Below are 14,553 nucleotides of genomic sequence, written 5' to 3' on the forward strand. Positions count from 1 at the left end.
GGAACAACGGGCAGAATTTTGCCTTGTCGGACAGGCGGCATTAGTTCGCTGGACAAGGTGTTCGGGGGATGACATGGGTTGGGGCTTCAGGAAAAGTATAAAAATTGCGCCCGGTATTCGCATCAATCTCAGCAAGAGCGGAACTAGCACGTCTCTTGGTGGAAAGGGCTTCACATACAACACACGTGGACGCATCACCACAAGTATTCCGGGTACCGGAATCAGATATACGACAAGTTTGAAGGGCGAGAAAAAGAACCGTCGGGAGATTCACTACGCACCTGCGAACACAGGTACTGGATATATGAATACTGAGAATCTATCAAAAAGGGAACAGGCCACGCAGGATTTCGTTCACAAGGTGCAGTCACGCACAACGAGTGCGTTACTACAGTATTTTCTCTCGCATGGCGTTTATGTTCACGATGCTGACATCGGCGATGCGGTAACGCTCGAGGAGCACCGGCCGTTCCTCAACACACTCGCTCAAGACTGGGCGCTGACAACGAAAGCCATCAAGCTGGCCATAGATATTGGTACGGTTTCGCTTGCCGAGAAAGAGAAAGCGATGCTGGCTCTCTACGAGTTGGAGCACAAATGTGCGGCGGCTCGTGGACTTCGCGGCGAACTGCAGGCAGCCGCGAGCGCACTTCTGGTCAGAGTGCAGGCGTGGCCAAGAGTCCCTAGATTTGTTGGTCCTTTGTTTGCGGCGCTGTTGGGATGTTTCCTAATGGCTGTCCTTAGCGTGCCTATGGGGCTCGCTTTGACAGGATTTGCGCTTGCCTACGGTGGATACAAGACATTCAGTTTCACGCGTAAGAAGGCGGTGGCCTCCGCCGCTATTAAGGAGGCGAGCGAGTGGTTTGAGTCCCAACTTACAGTGGAGGTGACGCCGCGGCCAGCGGTCCATTCGGGCAATGACCACGTTCCGCTCAAGGCGGCGGCGTCCGCCGCAGTTACCGTGGTGGCGGTTGTCTTGACCCTCATCATGTATTCGCACCATAGCGCTCTTCATGGCGAGGGTGAGCAGGTGACGCTCCAGTCCGACGCGATAACGCAGGCCACCTCCGGTACTAATGGCGCGGTGCCCGCTGCTAGCACGGTCGCGGCACCTATTGCAGCTCATTCGGTCCAGGACTTCAGCTGGCTTGTTGGTAAGTATCCTTCTGACGTCGTGAACGACAAACGATTCCGCTCTGCATTCAACGGCATTTCGCGATCTGACTGGAAAAAAATCTCTGAACGGCTCGCCGTGACCAACTCAGCGGGCATCCAGTCGCAAGGCGGCTATCTGGTCGCGCAGGGTTGCAAGGAACATGAGTGCAGCACTGAGCAGGCCGCTTTTGCCATCAATGAAGCGACCGGCAAAGGGGTTATGGTCTTGAAGCAAACGCTAAATTCCGCGGATAACGCCTTCAAAAAGGTGTACCCATGGCCTGACCTGCTTGTGCGTGCGACACCGCTGTCGGGTTGGGCACAGGAAAACGGCGCAGTGCCCGCTGTAGGCGATTCGGTGGCGACGGACACAGCTCCGGCGGCCTCTTTCCAGCAAACCAGTTTTGATTGCACGAAGGCTCGTTCTGTCGCCGAGCACATCATTTGCAGCGACGCCGAGCTGGCATCGGACGATGTTCAGTTGGCAGCAATCTATGCCAAGGCAAAAGCCGTTGCGGATGACCCAGCTGCATTCAGAGAGCGGACTCGGGCCCAGTGGAATTACCGTGAGCACCAATGCCATGAGCGCGAATGCCTAATCCGGTGGTACGCCGACCAGAGTGTTGCGCTTGCAGCGATTGCCGAGACCGGTAAGGTTAATGAGCAATAGGGAGCTCCGCAAAAGCAAGGGCAAATCAACACATTCAAACGAGTCGGCATCGGTTGTGACAGAAAACATGGGTGGCGAGGGGATGCTTCTGGAACATGACAGGAGAAGCGCGAGGCGGTCCGTACGCGGACAGGTCGTGTTACGACAACGCGATATACCTGCGGATAATGAAAAATCCACATCTATGAAGCGCCAGATGGTGTGCAGATTGCATGGGACACTGGAAGAGCCGATGTGCGGCGGCTTCCCAACGTCGACGAACTTGACCAGGTGCTGATGGATGATATGTTCAGCAAGACCGAAAAGCTGGGCACTGCTCGCATGCATTTTGCAGCGAACCAAACTCGCACTGTTCAACTTGACGCTGTTTTGAAATCCAGACAGCTGGCTGCGCTCCTGGCATTCAGCAAATAGATAAACCAACGATTGCCCGTTAGAAAACTGGAATCACATGGCTCTATTCGAAATCTCCGGCGCTGGTCTTCAGCCAATCCCGCTGGGCACCTTCGGAAATCTCGGCTTGCGTGAAAGGACCGATATTCAGCGTGCGGTCCGCACACATATCGAAGCCATCACGCCCGGTGTGCGAACGAAGGTACTTGCAGAAGAATTCGGCGATTGGGCTGGAGCAAATCGCAGAATCGACTTGCTATGCGTGGATGAGAACGCGAACTTGGTAGTTGTCGAGTTGAAGCGCGACGAGGGTGCCCATATGGACCTGCAGGCGTTGCGATATGCGGCGATGATTTCCACAATGCGATTCGAACAAGCAGTGGCCGCCCACCGCAAGTATCTAACGAACAATGGGTCGGGTGAAGACCCGGAGCAAGCGATTCGCGAATTCTTGGAGGTCGATGAGGGGCCTATCGTATTCACAGACACCGTGCGTATCGTACTTGCGTCGGCGAACTTTTCGTCGGAACTTACAACAGCGGTCCTTTGGCTAAACAAGCAAGGGAAGATGGACATCCGATGCGTACAAATGCGTCCTCACGCCGTTGATTCGCGGGTTTTGCTGGACGTCCAGCAGGTTATCCCACTGCCGGAAGCTGCTCAATACACGGTGGCTTTGCGCGAGAAATCGATAGAGCAGGACAACGCCCGTAATACTACTCGCGACACCACACGATACGATGTAACGATTGGCGAGCTATTCTTTCCGAATCTACCGAAACGCAGACTGATGCTTGCATAGTGCGAGAAGCCATCAATCAAAATGTGTCGCCTGACCGGATTCGCGAGGAAATCTCTTAGCGGAAGCGGGACCTCTTTATATCTGTGTCTGGCCACGGGGACGAAGCAGCATTTCAGGCTGCCTTCCCGGGCAAGAAGCTTCGTTATTTTTTCGCACCCGACGAGGTATTTTTCTTTGGCGGGGCTACCTATGCGTTGTCACGTGCTTGGGCTGGGCGAACGCTCGAAGCCGCCGAGTTACTTCGAGGACTATTACGAAATTCCAACGAAGTGTCCTGGGAGCCGGCCTCATCAACCAATGAGGAGGAGACCTACGATGGCTATGTCCTCAAGCGGATGGCGAATGGCCCCATCGAGTTGGAGCAAGATGGGCACCCGGTAACGCCCGTTATGCCAGTGCTTCGAATACTTGCACAGAAGTTGAGAATCTCGACGCTGTATGAGGGCGGGACTGAGGCAAACACGCAACAACTGGGCAAACGTGTGATTGCGGCCATTCAGTCTCTGTGACCCGCCGGTGCAGAGCTCAGCATATACCGCTCACCGGCGTCGCGCCCACGGCTAAACGTGGACATGTTCACGTACCCGTACCCGTGGCCAACTTCTAGACGGGCGTTCGGCTGGAGTCGTTGTTCAAGGCCTCGAGCTGTGCGATGCGCTTCGGACTGCCGGCGCCCCCAAGCGTCGCATTCGAAATTGTGTTCGGTTTGACTGCGGCTCGGGAAACGCGACGCTATGAGTCGCTTGGATTTAGGATTGTCGAACTCGAGCCAATGCCCGTTACGAGACAATTTTTTCAGAACTCTTCGCCGACTAATCGGCTAAAGACAATGTGCTGCTGAAGCGGTCGCCGCTTTGCTGGCAACTATCACTTTGGGTCTAGGGAGGGCCACGCCTTTGCTTGAGCGAGTCGACCCTCCACCGACCCCTCCGGCGCTAGGTAGTCGTCGCAAACTGCAATGGCTCGCAGCACGTCTTGCGTCTCACCATCTACCCGAGCTAACAGTTCGTCGCGCCAAGTCACTACATCTGCGCGTCCTCGGTGTTTCATTTCCCACACCATGTAATCGAGTAGATGGACCAATTCTTGTCTAGGGATATCGATCAGTTCTGCGTTCATCATCTTCCGCTCCGTTTGCGGAGAATATATCCCACGACCGGCCCCACTGCTGGTCGAGACCGTTTTGACGCTTCACGCATCGAGCGGTGAATAGACTTTGTTGGTTGTGACCATACTGCTAAGAGCGCTGCGCAATAGCGTCCGCGCAGATGGCCAAGACACCTGAACCATGGTGCTTGATAGATTCAACGCCATATCTCCCGTGAACAATGCTTGAACGTGCGCCTGCCGGATCACGACCTTGGCTTTAAACAGGTCGCGTCTCGCGAGTCGTAACGCGAGCTGCCCCAGGTTGACTCGCTCAAGCCACGGCATCTTTACAGCGTTTCGTCTGAGCCAGAGCCGGCAACTCTCGACCACGTGGTCGACCCGCCATTCACTGGTCAAGCTATGCGACGCTGCAGCGGTCACGACCAGGAAGCACAGCAATTCTGCGCGCCGTTCATTCTCTACAAACATGCAACTCCTCGTCTAGCGTTTCTGTTGGACTTGCATCGTTTGGGTCATGCGCTGACTGCACCTGATCGCGGTTCCGATGCAGCTTCCGTCACACCCGTCGCAATAGTGACGAGCGCGAACGTCTTCGGACGCCTTCCGTGCGTTGTGATGGTCTGCTGGCGGCGTACCGACCGTGCGCCCGTTTTCCCGCGCGTAAAACGTTGGCTCGCCGCTCTTCCCGCGAGACACCGCTTCGTCCACCGAGTCGCCGAAGGCCGCTCGCAGTTCCGCGACGAAGGCCGCCATCTCCGGCATCGGATGCTTTCGTCGAACAAGCATATCCATAACAGCCTCCGCAATCGACTAAAAAGGGGCAATTCAGCGTTTCAAAACCGGTTATCGAATACTGTACATCCATACAGTGCTGTCTGTCCATGAGCCGCCCGATTCCCATCACCGCCGACGCCGCAGGCTCATTTCTCATCGAAGTGCTGGCGAAGGTGCCCGCAGGCTTTCCCAGTCCGGCGCAGGACCATACGCAAAAGCGCATCGATCTCAATGACGTGCTCGTGCTCAACCCGATCGCTACATTCCTGTTCCAGGTCGAAGGGGACTCGATGATTGATGCCCGGATTTTTGATGGCGACCGGTTGATCGTAGACCGTTCAATCGAGCCGGTGCATGGTCGAGTGGTCCTTGCCTGCGTCGATGATGAGTTCACGGTCAAGCGCTTGTACAAACGCTCGGGGTCGTTCGTCTGCATGCCGCGAACCCGCTCTATCCCCCGATCACGTTCGTCGAAGGGCAGGAGATGAGCGTATGGGGTGTGGTCACGTGGAATTTGCGTCAGCTGCTGCATCCGCAGAAACGTCGATGACCACCTTTGCGCTCATCGACGGTAACAACTTCTACGTCTCGTGCGAACGGTGTTTCAGGCCGTCGCTCATCGGAAAACCTGTCGTCGTACTCAGCAACAATGATGGGTGTGCAGTCGCGAGATCGCAAGAAGCGAAAAATTTGAAAGTGGGAATGGGGCAGCCGTATTTCCAGATTCGCGACCTCGAGCGCACCAACGGACTTATCGCACTCAGCTCAAATTACGCGCTGTAGATCTCAGCGACCGCATGATGTCAGTGATCGGCCAGTATTCGCCGGTCCAGGAGATCTACTCGATCGATGAATGTTTTCTCGACCTAGGCGGGTTTCGCTGTGACCTGACAACCTATGGCCTTCAGATCCGCGCGCAGGTGCTGCAATGGATTGGCATTCCCACGTGCATCGGCATCGGTCCCACGAAGACGCTCGCGAAAATGGCGAACCACATCGCGAAGAAGAATGTGGGACGCGTCTGGCATGGTGTATGTGACATCGGAATACTGACGGCAGAAGAGCGCGACAGTATCTTTGCGAGCGTGGACGTTGGCGAGGTCTGGGGCGTCGGCCGCAAGATTGGCGCGCGTCTGCATGAGATGGGTGTCGAAACGGTGCTGCAATTCAAACGCGTGAGCCCCTCGTTCATTCGCAAGCAATTTTCCGTAGTGCTCGAGCGGACTCTGCTCGAGCTCAATAGCATCGCGTGCTACGGCTTTGAAGATGCGGGGCAGCCGCAGAAGCAAGTGCTTTGCTCGCGCAGCTTCGGTCATGTCGTCTATACACTCGATGAGCTGACGCAGGCCGTCACGCAATTTGTCGCGACAGCAGCCGAGCGATTGCGTCGTCAAGCGTTGCACGCCAATCAGGTTCAGGTTTTTATTCGCACGAGTCCGTTTAAGCGCGACGACCCGCAGTACAGTCGCGCCATCAATGTTCCGCTCGTTTCAGCGACGTCGGACACCTTGACGCTGGTCGACTCGGCGTTGTTCGGGCTGCGTCAGATCTATCGGGAGGGTTTCCGGTATGCGAAGGCCGGGGTGCTGCTTCACGAGTTGCAATCAACGTCGATTGAGCAAGGCGAGCTCTTCGGTCGCGATGCCAGTCGGCAAGCGAAGATGATGGTTGCACTTGATGCGATCAACGACAAGTACGGACGTGGGACATTGAAGGTCGGCGCGGTTGAGCAGCGTAGAACATGGCACATGAATCAGGACAGGCGCAGTCCCGCCTACACGTCTGACTGGGCAGCGCTTCCCATTGTGCGATAGGACTGGTTAGTGAAAGGGTGATCACCTCTTCGACCAGCGCCGGCCACGCGGGTATCATGGTTCACGAACAAGAGATGGAGAGCATTCGTCATGTGTTACTCGGCTCAGATCACCGCGGACTATCGCAAATACGTGCACGTGTATGGCGCGGACATCGACATCGATGAATTTTTTCGACTGTTTTGGGACCGCCGAAGTGGCAGCAAATCGAAAATTCCCAAGGGAATGGAAGCGCCGTTCCTGCTGCCGCAAACGGATGCTGAGGCGCGCATCAAAGAAGCGATCGTCGAGTTTTCGGCTGGCCAAACGGCGAAGCTTGAAGAGGACCTGTTCAAACAGCGCACGCGGCTGGCCGATGCCGAGCGTACGCTGCTGACAAAGACCACCAAAGCGGCGACCGAAAGCCAGCGGATTGCGACCGACAAGATCGCTTGGATCCGCGGCAAGCTGGAGGACTTCAACCGGACTGAGCTGAAGGACCGTGACTCACGGATCTTTCCCGGGCAATACGCGCCGGTGATGGTTGTCGAAAATGGTCAGCTTGTGGTGAAGCCAATGCGGTATCAATGTCGTCCCGCCGGCAAGCCGGCGTTCTACGACACCAAGTATCCCGGAACGTACAACGCGAGGAGAGACAACCTCGAAGGCTTCTGGAAGGGCCTCTTCGGATACACACACGGCCTGATGCTGGTGAGCGCGTTTTATGAAAACGTACCCCGTCACCGCGTCGAGTCTCGTGAGTTGGCTGAAGGCGAGAAAGAGGAAAACCTCGTGCTCGAGTTCAAGCCCAATCCGCCGCAGGACATGTTGATCGCTTGCCTCTGGTCGAAGTGGACAGGCAAAGGTGAGCCAAACCTGTTGTCGTTTGCGGCCGTCACCGACGATCCCCCAGCGGAAACGCGCTCGCCGGTCACGACCGCTGTATCGTCCCGATCAAGCCCGAGAACATAAACGCCTGGCTCAATCCAGACCCGACCAACCTGGCGGCTCAATACGCCATTCTCGACGATCGTCATCAGCCGTATTACCAGTATCGGCTTGCCGCTTGAGCCGAGGAGCACCGCGAATACGTTCCGTGAGCGTCGGCGCTTGGACCGCCACTCGAACCCTCCATTCAGAAGGCCGACTAGGTTCACCGAGTGAAGTTAACAGCAGCGTGGCTGCGGGATAAGTTTAAGAACGAGCGCGTCTGATTGCTTCCACTGCCGTCGCGCTGGCGAGGTCCGCGTAGAGTTCGGCCCACTTGCCAAGGAGCGATGAATCGTCGGTGAGGAACAGGGGGTGTTCAGCCCATACACTGACCATGGGTCCCTTCCAACCCAGTTCGAAAATACGAAGGTCTTCGTCGTCGCTCACGCCCGAATCGACCAGGTCGACGAAGGACGCGAGGTTGTACAGATAGACTTCGAGCGGCTCGATGTCAAAGAGCGCCGCAAGTACCGATGTCGCCCGCTTGGACGCGGCTTCTCGGCTGCCGGCCATCAGGAAGACGATGCGTTCGTCGTTACTGTTGGGCTTACCGAATATCACACGGTATAGGGATGTCCTGCACCGATTGCTTAGTTGCGTGCTCATTTTAATTTTTGTCCTGACCTAATGTCGAATCGTCCAAGGGTCGATTGCGCTTCGCCGTCACACGTCCTGGTCAACGTACAATTGGCACAGAGCGGCGCACGTAACTGCTTTGCCATATCTTCGTTTTTGGAACGGCCGGAGCCTTTATCGGTCGAACTCACATCACTAATCATAGAAGAAAACACGACCCAAATGACGGACACTGGATACCGCGCCCTGCTTGCGCAACGTGAAGCACTGGAAAAGCAGATTGAAGAACTGAGAAACGCCGAGCGCAGTGACGCGATCGAATGGATCCGCGAGCAAATGGCCCTATACGAAGTTAAGCCCGAAGACCTCGAGCCACGCAGTAGCCGCGCCCCGCGGAAGCAATCGGCGCCTGTCGCTGCAAAATACCGTGATCCCGCATCAGGCGCGACCTGGAGCGGTCGCGGCAAGCCCCCTCGCTGGATCGCGGACCAGGATCGCGACAAGTTCGCTATCACTGACTGATCCTCGCCACGATACCGAGCCCACGATGTTGTCCACACAATTTGTGGACAGCGTTGTGGACAACATCACTTGAAAGCCCATAAGTCGTTGTAGTTCCAACATTTATCGAACCCGCCTTGATGTGCGTCATGGGCCCCGGTCAGTCGACCAACGCAGGTTCGGGCTCGGGTGGCTCAGATGGCTTCGTTCCCTTGGGCGCCGGCTTGATCTCGGCGAGGACGGTCTGGCGCAGGTGCTGCTTGACCAACACAAGCCGCAATTTTTCGATCGCGATCAATTCACCCAAATTTTCCTGTCTCCATGTGCGATGAATGATCTTGAAGTAGTCGTCGACTTCGTTGATTACACCCCGGCTGAACTGAACCTCCAACACGAGCCGCTCGATATCTTCGTTGCCTCGGTACTTCTTCCAAAGCGAACGCAGTTCCTTTAGGCTCAATGGTGCGAACTCAGGGAGGGCTTTGGCCATCGCATCGATCTCGGTACGAACTATTCGGTGATCGCGGCGTGCTCGACCGCAGCCACGGGCAGTTCGACCGTGCGCCGTTGGACGCGACGATGCTCGCTGATCAAGTTGGGCGATGGAGAAAGTTTGATCATAATCGGCGCCGGTGCAGCGGGACCTTTGCGCTTGATCAGTTCGACGGCGACGCCCTCAGCGACCGCCCGAACGGCAAATCTAAGGGGCGCCGGCGACGAGTCCTGGGCCCGCGCCAGCGGCCGCATGACGACAAACAGCATCTCGGAACTCTGTGCTGCCAGCAGCAGGCGCCTGAGCGACTCGGCGCGGATATGTTGCTGCCAGAGCACGAGGGCACCGCAGCTGCCTGCTCTGAGGATCTGTTCCGCGCCCCACAGCGCATCGGACGATTTAGCAGCCTTCAGCCACATGAGCTTGCCTGGATCAATGCCCATAAAGGCGTAACCGTGCGCATTCGGAATCTGCTGCGGGGCGATCAGTGCAATCGAGCGCTTATCTAATACCGCCGCCATGGCAGGACCCAGCAGACGCATTTCGCCGATCCCCGGCTGCTGTAAAAGCAGCTCGGTCATTGTTCCCAACGGCCAGCCGCCGCCAGGCAGCTCGGCTGATAGTGCGGCGTAACCCGTGTCCACGGTACGCCCATGGGCACGCGCCAATTGCGTCCCTCGCCAAAGACTTATTCCTCCCGACCCGGGATACATAGTCTCGTCAAGTAGGGCATCGATAGAACGCGCCCGCTCGTCTGGAAGACGTACCGGCTGCGCTTGGACGGCGGTGCGATTCATGAAAACGCCCTCTAATACTGTACAAATATAAGGGCTATCCACTTAGAGCCACCATCCCGCAAGCCGAAATTTAAGCGTCGCGAGATGTTCTTTTTGCGATCTGACGGTAGGTGATCGGGTCGGCTTGAACGGCCTGTTCGAGCAAGCGGTAGAAAATAAGGCCGCGAGAACGTGACGCGCGTCGGTTGAAGCGGAACACGAATTCGTCGAGATAGTGTTCCAACTGGGCCGGCTTAACTGCTCCTTGATGTGTACCGAGGAGCCAGCGCTTGAGCAACGAAGCCACCCGATGTACGCCAGGCAGCGGCATGTGAGCTGGAATGGCATCCGCCGGTATCACGTTTCTGACCACCGTCCGTTCATGCTGATATTCCTCCCGCAGGTCCCGGTAGATGGCTGCGCCGTCCGTACGCAGCACGGAGCCGCGTTCCACGACTTCTCTCACGAACGGAACGATGTTGGCGCCCGACTCCGCTTCAATTCGCTGGATACGGATACGGCCGAACCCTTTTGGCACCAAGATTTCCACGGCAATCACCACGATAGCTTTAGTGGTCAGCCCCCTCGTGCCTTTACCGACGGGGGTAACACGGCGATCACGAATTGCAAGATAGCTCTGGTCTACTTCGACGATGCCTTGCAAGCGCTCTCGCCCCGGGCGAACCATCGCCCGCCGAAAGCGATGCAGAATGGTCCAGGCGGTTTGGTAACTACCAAAGCCCAGTACACGCTGCAAACCCAAGGCGCTCATGCCTGATTTCTGGCTCGTAATATGCCACGCAGCTGCCAGCCAAACCTTGAGGGGCGTGCGTGTCTTATCTAAAATCGTACCTGACGTAACCGTGCACGAATGGCGGCAGGCTCTGCAGATCAGGCGTCCGCGGCTACTTCGATATGGTTCACCCTTAATTCTACAATCCGGGCAAGCGAATCCATCTGGCCAGCGCAGTCGCTGAAGATAACGCGCGCAGTCGTCCTCGGTGGCAAACCATTCTTCAAACTGGTTCCACGTCCGAGGGTAGTCGAAGCCCGCAAGAGGGGTAGGTTGAAATTCGCTCACGCCGACATGATCGCTCCGTTGGCGCTAAGTGAATAGCCCTTATATCCATACAGTATCGTACACCGGATCCCGGATGCCAGAACGCGGAATTTGAAAACGCGAAAATTAGGCTGACGCGGGACCGACCCAGTTACAAACCAATCGCTTTCCGCTCACCCACCCTTGAACAGTGGCGCGATGCGCCAAGTGTGCGAGAGCCTGGCGGCTCCCGCACGTGAGGTTGCATGTGTGGGAACCACGTCGCCGCGCTCCATCCTTTGCCTGTCGTTCAAAGCGCGTTTCCTCTGCTCTTCAAAGCCGCCTCTTAATCGACGCATAGCACGAACCGGCTTCAGCACAAGGGTTTGCTGCGCCATGTCCTCACCCGTTCGATGCTCGCCTGCGGCTGCGCTTCGCTGCGGCCTCCGGGCATGCCCTTGTGCCGAATCCGCCCCGTGCAAAACATGCGTCGAGGCGGCTCCGAAGAGCAGATGAAACAGAACGACAAGCAAAGGACGGATTTATGAGCGCAACGACCACCCACACAAGCAACCTCACCAACGAAGCGGGATTTCCTCCCGCGCCCTCCGAGGCCCACCAAAAAGCATATGCCAAAGGCGATGTCCAAGAGGTCCTTTTAAATGGCACGCGCATTCGCATGGTGTTCGACGGCGCACCGTGGTGGAACGTCAGCGTCACACGGATCTAGGTTTTCAACTCAATATTAAGGACAACTACGATGACTAATTATTTTACTTGTGCCGAAACCGCCAAGCTTATTCGCCAATCGCTGAAGGAAGCCTTTCCGGGGGTTAAGTTTTCCGTGCGTAGCAGCACCTACAGCGGTGGCGCATCGATAGATGTGAGCTGGACCGATGGCCCGAACGCGGCGCAAGTCGAATCGATCACGAAGGGATTCAAAGCAGCCTATTTCGATGGCTCGATCGACTACCAAGGCTCAATCCACCACATGACGGACGGCGAGCAAGTCCGGTTCGGCGCCGACTACATCACGTCAAGCCGCCGCTATTCGGACGCTGCGGTGGAGCGCGCCATTGCAAGCGTGAGCCGCCGCTACGCCGGCAACTTCAGAAAGGCCGGAGTCACACGTCTCACCGTTCAACAGTTCCGTTCCGGGGACCTGTACCGCATCCAATTGCCTGGGCTTCATTGGGACGGCGCGAGCAGCGTTCAAACCATGATTCACCAGGCACTGGCAAAACACGCGGACCGCCTCAAGGTGAACCCGAGCAAGACGGCCGCGAGGAAGTTCATCACCCACGGCGACGGCTACAGCCGCAGTATTGGAGCCGGGTATTCTGCGGTTTCTGTCGACGTATGAGCCGCTCGTCCATGCAAAGAATAAGCGATGAAACCGCTCGCATTGTCGTCGGATATAACGCCACCGCCACATACTCTATGCTCGGTTACGCCGGAACCTTCACGGGCAATGGATTTGTGGGTTCAGACCTGCGCCACTATGACGGGATTATGCAAACTGGGGCGTTTGACCTGGGCAACGCGAAACACGCGGAATTCGTTGCATATTACGACTATGCGATTTAACGCGGACAGCGCCGCACCAGACGCGCGCGTTTGGCACGTGCTCTTGATGCTCAAACCGGTTCACTTACCCAAATAAGGCCCAGACCCGCAGCGTGGCATAGCAACGCCCACGCGGAATAGGGGATGCGCGCGTCCTCAGCGATCCACTTACGGACTTGGCGGCAGCCACCCGTCTCTTGAGTGGCTATGCCCAAATACTTCCCGGCTTTGCTTCCTGTGAAACCGGCGCGTTCGATAACCTCACGAACCTCGGGACCGGTCGGTTGCAACCAGCCGTCAGCTGCTGGGCGCAGGCATTCCGGTCTGATTGTAGTTGCTTGATCCATCGTCTCTTCCTCAAAAAAGTTAAGTTGCGCTGCGTGAGACGCCTTTTGGCATCCAGCCCCCGCTAAAGCGGGGGATACACCGTGGCCTTTGGCCACTGGACGACCCCGAACCGTGGTCCGCTACGGCCCAGCTGTCGCGCCCCTTCGCTTCGCTTCGGGTCCGCGGCTCTCCCCGCGCTACTAGCGCGGGTCCCCGTGCCGCTCGCTCCAGGCGCGACGGTGCGCGCGATAGTTTAGCGGTCGGCTCACCCCCAGTCTGCAAGAGCGGGGCGTGTCGAGGCGAGCGAGTTACCCGGCCTCTCGACCGGGTCCTCCGGTGACTAGTCGATGGCCCTCATGATCAAATTAGATTCCGCATGTTGAATCGCGAAATCGCGAAGCCAATGATACTGATTGATGAGTTTATCGATGCCGTATCGATTGGCCAAATCGCATTGGGCAAATAGCGATGCCACAATACCTGCGGCATCGGCGCTCATTTCGCCTGAGAAATAATTTCCCGATACGTCGATTTTAAATCGTTTCTCATCGCACGGAGCCATATAAAAACCACCGTTTGACAAGTCATAGAAGTTCCAAAGCCCTCCACCATAGTCTTCTGACAGCTTCCCTAGCCATCCGTACACCAGAAACTCCCCTTTCAGCATTAGACCTCCTAGATGCCTAGGAAGAAAGTGGTGTCGAAGGTTTTCCGGAATTGGATTCGCGGATATTGCAGATACATCAGAAGGGTTCGACATCTTATTTCCTTAAAACGGGCCTTAGCAATATGCTCGGCCACCTCAATATAATAAGGAATTGGCGATCAATGGTAAAGGTATTAACTCAATAAAACGTGTAACTTCTAGTTTACAATTAAAGACTGTTTAAATAGGCATAAAGGGCCTATTATGTACTCAGTGGTCGAGCACATCGCTAAGACCAAAATCGGAGAAGCAAATGATGGATGATCGTTCAGTTGATGTTGCAGTGGCAGAGAATGCGAACGGGTCGGGTGCAATCGGAGCGGTGCTGGAAACAAGTTTTGCTGAAACGTCGATAGCGTCTGTTCCTTTGTCCCGGTTAAGCGTCTCGCCGCTCAACGTGCGCCGTAGAGCGCTAACAGGCATCGAGGGGCTGGCCGACAGCATTTTAGCCAAAGGCTTATTACAGAACTTGGTGGCCCACCCAGCGAAAGGCTCACGCGGCAAGAACCCGAAGCTGTGCGTTTGCGCCGGTCAGCGTCGCCTCGCCGCGCTCCAGTTATTAGCGGATCAAGGCAAGATCAACCCCGACATGAACATCCCCGTCAAGGTGCTGACTGAAGCCGAAGCCGTGGCGGCTTCGCTGATCGAGAACGAGTCCCGCGAACCGATGTTAGGTTACGCGCCTCAAGTGTCCTGCCTGTTCTCCCTGTCATTCGTTTGTCATTGGGAGTCCTCAATCTGGCGAAGGAGTTTCCTTAACGCGAGCCAGGGCAAGCTTGCCCTGGCTCGCGTCACCCGGCGGTTCGTGTCCCTGATAACAGCAGGTCACGCCGACCGTCCTTGTTGTTGAGCCGCAAGGCTTTGCGGCCCATCCACTGTCTG

At 56.5% G+C, this 14,553-nt stretch carries 17 protein-coding genes and 1 pseudogene; 12 read left to right on the plus strand and 6 right to left on the minus strand.

Translation table 11 applies throughout. The features are described from left to right. Positions 1-73 precede the first annotated feature (73 nt). The 3 genes from AXG89_RS26460 (at position 74) to AXG89_RS43395 (ending at position 3,529) form a co-directional block, all read left to right on the plus strand. Entirely contained in the window at positions 74-1,825 is a 1,752-nt protein-coding gene (locus tag AXG89_RS26460; protein WP_062173975.1) for a DUF4236 domain-containing protein, read from the plus strand. A 451-nt stretch (positions 1,826-2,276) separates the two neighbouring features. Then, on the plus strand, positions 2,277-3,020 hold the full coding sequence (locus tag AXG89_RS43390; protein WP_236873522.1) for a hypothetical protein: 744 nt from the start codon (positions 2,277-2,279) through the stop codon (positions 3,018-3,020). 83 nt (positions 3,021-3,103) lie between these two features. Then, complete coding sequence (locus AXG89_RS43395) at positions 3,104-3,529, plus strand: hypothetical protein (protein WP_236873523.1); 426 nt, start codon at positions 3,104-3,106, stop codon at positions 3,527-3,529. 1,081 nt (positions 3,530-4,610) lie between these two features. On the opposite strand, the gene AXG89_RS43400 is transcribed toward AXG89_RS43395, so the two are convergent. Continuing rightward, entirely contained in the window at positions 4,611-4,922 is a 312-nt protein-coding gene (locus AXG89_RS43400; RefSeq protein WP_062173980.1) for a hypothetical protein, read from the minus strand. A gap of 89 nt (positions 4,923-5,011) precedes the next feature. Between AXG89_RS43400 and AXG89_RS26490 the strand changes: the two genes are divergently transcribed. The 4 genes and pseudogenes from AXG89_RS26490 (at position 5,012) to AXG89_RS26500 (ending at position 7,767) form a co-directional block, all read left to right on the plus strand. Next, complete coding sequence (locus AXG89_RS26490; RefSeq protein ID WP_335671977.1) at positions 5,012-5,392, plus strand: LexA family protein; 381 nt, start codon at positions 5,012-5,014, stop codon at positions 5,390-5,392. A 58-nt stretch (positions 5,393-5,450) separates the two neighbouring features. Next, on the plus strand, positions 5,451-5,687 hold the full coding sequence (locus AXG89_RS44410) for a Y-family DNA polymerase (RefSeq protein WP_335671978.1): 237 nt from the start codon (positions 5,451-5,453) through the stop codon (positions 5,685-5,687). Between the two features lie 14 nt (positions 5,688-5,701). Continuing rightward, on the plus strand, positions 5,702-6,718 hold the full coding sequence (locus AXG89_RS26495; RefSeq protein ID WP_335671979.1) for a Y-family DNA polymerase: 1,017 nt from the start codon (positions 5,702-5,704) through the stop codon (positions 6,716-6,718). 90 nt (positions 6,719-6,808) lie between these two features. After that, a pseudogene (locus AXG89_RS26500) lies at positions 6,809-7,767 on the plus strand (SOS response-associated peptidase family protein). Positions 7,768-7,891: 124 nt separating this feature from the next. On the opposite strand, the gene AXG89_RS26505 reads toward AXG89_RS26500, so the two are convergent. After that, complete coding sequence (locus AXG89_RS26505; RefSeq protein WP_069638450.1) at positions 7,892-8,293, minus strand: hypothetical protein; 402 nt, start codon at positions 8,291-8,293, stop codon at positions 7,892-7,894. A 192-nt stretch (positions 8,294-8,485) separates the two neighbouring features. On the opposite strand from AXG89_RS26505, the gene AXG89_RS26510 reads away from it, so the two are divergent. Beyond that, positions 8,486-8,785 (plus strand): H-NS histone family protein, encoded by a 300-nt coding sequence (locus tag AXG89_RS26510; protein WP_062173984.1) that lies wholly within the window; start codon positions 8,486-8,488, stop codon positions 8,783-8,785. 139 nt (positions 8,786-8,924) lie between these two features. On the opposite strand, the gene AXG89_RS26515 is transcribed toward AXG89_RS26510, so the two are convergent. From AXG89_RS26515 to AXG89_RS26525, 3 genes are all read right to left on the minus strand, one after another. After that, positions 8,925-9,254 (minus strand): hypothetical protein, encoded by a 330-nt coding sequence (locus AXG89_RS26515; RefSeq protein ID WP_062173986.1) that lies wholly within the window; start codon positions 9,252-9,254, stop codon positions 8,925-8,927. A 20-nt stretch (positions 9,255-9,274) separates the two neighbouring features. Then, complete coding sequence (gene imuA, locus AXG89_RS26520; protein ID WP_062173988.1) at positions 9,275-9,970, minus strand: translesion DNA synthesis-associated protein ImuA; 696 nt, start codon at positions 9,968-9,970, stop codon at positions 9,275-9,277. A 154-nt stretch (positions 9,971-10,124) separates the two neighbouring features. Beyond that, positions 10,125-11,114 carry an IS1595 family transposase gene (locus AXG89_RS26525; protein WP_062173989.1) on the minus strand — a complete coding sequence of 330 codons (990 nt, stop codon included), beginning with the start codon at positions 11,112-11,114 and terminating at the stop codon, positions 10,125-10,127. Positions 11,115-11,616: 502 nt separating this feature from the next. Between AXG89_RS26525 and AXG89_RS26535 the strand changes: the two genes are divergently transcribed. The 3 genes from AXG89_RS26535 to AXG89_RS26545 are packed head-to-tail and all read left to right on the plus strand — an operon-like array spanning position 11,617 to position 12,659. Then, positions 11,617-11,802, plus strand: a complete 186-nt coding sequence (locus AXG89_RS26535; RefSeq protein WP_062173992.1) for a hypothetical protein — start codon at positions 11,617-11,619, stop codon at positions 11,800-11,802. A gap of 30 nt (positions 11,803-11,832) precedes the next feature. Beyond that, entirely contained in the window at positions 11,833-12,435 is a 603-nt protein-coding gene (locus AXG89_RS26540) for an LPD29 domain-containing protein (RefSeq protein WP_069638451.1), read from the plus strand. An 11-nt stretch (positions 12,436-12,446) separates the two neighbouring features. Then, positions 12,447-12,659, plus strand: a complete 213-nt coding sequence (locus AXG89_RS26545; RefSeq protein ID WP_162916148.1) for a hypothetical protein — start codon at positions 12,447-12,449, stop codon at positions 12,657-12,659. Between the two features lie 646 nt (positions 12,660-13,305). On the opposite strand, the gene AXG89_RS26555 is transcribed toward AXG89_RS26545, so the two are convergent. After that, a complete protein-coding gene (locus AXG89_RS26555; RefSeq protein ID WP_236873524.1) occupies positions 13,306-13,632 on the minus strand; it encodes an antirestriction protein in 327 nt (108 codons plus the stop codon). 292 nt (positions 13,633-13,924) lie between these two features. Here AXG89_RS26555 and AXG89_RS26560 point away from each other — a divergent pair, with 292 nt between their 5' ends. Continuing rightward, positions 13,925-14,521: a ParB/Srx family N-terminal domain-containing protein gene (locus AXG89_RS26560; protein WP_062174001.1), complete on the plus strand. Its 597-nt coding sequence runs from the start codon at positions 13,925-13,927 to the stop codon at positions 14,519-14,521. The last annotated feature ends 32 nt before the right edge of the window (positions 14,522-14,553 follow it).

It is taken from the genome of Burkholderia sp. PAMC 26561 (assembly GCF_001557535.2).
GTDB lineage: Bacteria > Pseudomonadota > Gammaproteobacteria > Burkholderiales > Burkholderiaceae > Caballeronia.

Bases quoted from the DNA above. Each gene is read 5' to 3' on its own strand.
- AXG89_RS26460 (WP_062173975.1), top strand. From the start codon at position 74: ATGGGTTGGGGCTTCAGGAAAAGTATAAAAATTGCGCCCGGTATTCGC.
- AXG89_RS43390 (WP_236873522.1), top strand. From the start codon at position 2,277: ATGGCTCTATTCGAAATCTCCGGCGCTGGTCTTCAGCCAATCCCGCTG.
- AXG89_RS43400 (WP_062173980.1), bottom strand. From the start codon at position 4,922: ATGGATATGCTTGTTCGACGAAAGCATCCGATGCCGGAGATGGCGGCC.
- AXG89_RS26490 (WP_335671977.1), top strand. From the start codon at position 5,012: ATGAGCCGCCCGATTCCCATCACCGCCGACGCCGCAGGCTCATTTCTC.
- AXG89_RS44410 (WP_335671978.1), top strand. From the start codon at position 5,451: ATGACCACCTTTGCGCTCATCGACGGTAACAACTTCTACGTCTCGTGC.
- AXG89_RS26495 (WP_335671979.1), top strand. From the start codon at position 5,702: ATGATGTCAGTGATCGGCCAGTATTCGCCGGTCCAGGAGATCTACTCG.
- AXG89_RS26505 (WP_069638450.1), bottom strand. From the start codon at position 8,293: ATGAGCACGCAACTAAGCAATCGGTGCAGGACATCCCTATACCGTGTG.
- AXG89_RS26510 (WP_062173984.1), top strand. From the start codon at position 8,486: ATGACGGACACTGGATACCGCGCCCTGCTTGCGCAACGTGAAGCACTG.
- AXG89_RS26515 (WP_062173986.1), bottom strand. From the start codon at position 9,254: ATGGCCAAAGCCCTCCCTGAGTTCGCACCATTGAGCCTAAAGGAACTG.
- imuA (WP_062173988.1), bottom strand. From the start codon at position 9,970: ATGTATCCCGGGTCGGGAGGAATAAGTCTTTGGCGAGGGACGCAATTG.
- AXG89_RS26535 (WP_062173992.1), top strand. From the start codon at position 11,617: ATGAGCGCAACGACCACCCACACAAGCAACCTCACCAACGAAGCGGGA.
- AXG89_RS26540 (WP_069638451.1), top strand. From the start codon at position 11,833: ATGACTAATTATTTTACTTGTGCCGAAACCGCCAAGCTTATTCGCCAA.
- AXG89_RS26545 (WP_162916148.1), top strand. From the start codon at position 12,447: ATGCAAAGAATAAGCGATGAAACCGCTCGCATTGTCGTCGGATATAAC.
- AXG89_RS26555 (WP_236873524.1), bottom strand. From the start codon at position 13,632: ATGCTGAAAGGGGAGTTTCTGGTGTACGGATGGCTAGGGAAGCTGTCA.
- AXG89_RS26560 (WP_062174001.1), top strand. From the start codon at position 13,925: ATGATGGATGATCGTTCAGTTGATGTTGCAGTGGCAGAGAATGCGAAC.